Origin of the sequence: Aeromonas sp. 604176, assembly GCF_049170755.1 — a bacterium.
Classification (GTDB): domain Bacteria; phylum Pseudomonadota; class Gammaproteobacteria; order Enterobacterales; family Aeromonadaceae; genus Aeromonas; species Aeromonas veronii_A.
The window spans coordinates 1-1,077 of the sequence record NZ_JAAKNE010000267.1 but is presented as its reverse complement, the minus strand read 5'-3'; the positions used below and the strand labels follow the sequence as shown (position 1 = coordinate 1,077).

The 1,077-nt window shown below is 60.1% G+C and carries 1 protein-coding gene; it reads right to left on the bottom strand.

Annotated elements, in window-relative coordinates:
- Positions 1-978, bottom strand: a 978-nt coding sequence (locus G5358_RS21235) for an ISL3-like element ISAeme19 family transposase (protein ID WP_421324896.1), incomplete at its 3' end; no start/stop codon positions are given.
- Positions 979-1,077 lie beyond the last annotated feature (99 nt).

The window sequence follows — 1,077 nt, the reverse complement described above, 5'->3', positions numbered from 1 at the left end:
CATCCAGCTCCGCCATCGTCGCCATCCTTCCCACACGCTCGGCGCATACCAGATGCCCTTCAACGCCTCTTTCAGCACGTACACCATCGCCAGCGGTTGATTCGCCGCCAACAGCTCCTGCAACTTCACATCCTGTTTTTCACTCAGCTTCGCCCGATTACGTAGCAGCAACCAACGCGCACTTTTGACCACTTTTCGCGCCGGTTTATCGCTTTTCAGTGCATTCGCCTGCTCCACTCGCACCCGGTCCACCACCTCTCGGCCATAGCGAGCCACCACGTGGAACAGGTCGTAGACCACCTCCGCCTGCGGGCAGTGTTGCTTCACCTCCAGGTCGAACGCCGTGTTCATGTCCATCGCCACCGCCTCAATCTGCTGGCATCGCTCGCCGAGCTGCTCGAAGAAGGGACGGATAGCGGCCCGGCTGTTGCCGTGCCCCACCCACAGGACGCGGGTTCGCTCGGCATCCATGATCACGGTGGCATAGCGGTGTCCCTTGTGCAGGGCAAACTCATCCATCACCAGCCGCCGCACCTCCCCAAGTTCGATGGTGCCCACACTGGTCTGCAAACGGCGCTTGTCGATCTCCTTGATGGTGTGCCAACCGACCCCGGTGAGCTGGCTGACATGGCGGATGGGGAGGTACTGAACGAGCGCTTCAATCCAGCACTGCATGCGCCGGGTGAGGCGGGAGCCAGAGGGGAGCCAGTCGATATGTTCACTGACGCGACCACAGCGCAGACAGTCGACGCGGCGAACAGGCAGTTGTAACCAGACTTGTCGGTCAAATAGGTCTCGCTCACGCACCCGGCGGATACGTTGGTCGTGGATCAATGGCGTGGGTTGCAGGCATCGGCGACAACGGGGCAAGAAGTCGGCGCGAGGCTCAAGGGTAAACAGGGTGTGATGGTTGGCAGAAAGCGCTTGGGCGATGACGGTATAACCTGGCCAGAAGGAGGCAATATCAATATGATGCACGGCGACAGCAGGGTGATGGTGGTGGTGTGTTTGGCGACAACCAGTTTACCAGCACCCTGTCTGTCAACTTCCACTTTCCCAGGATCCCGCGAAGAACCT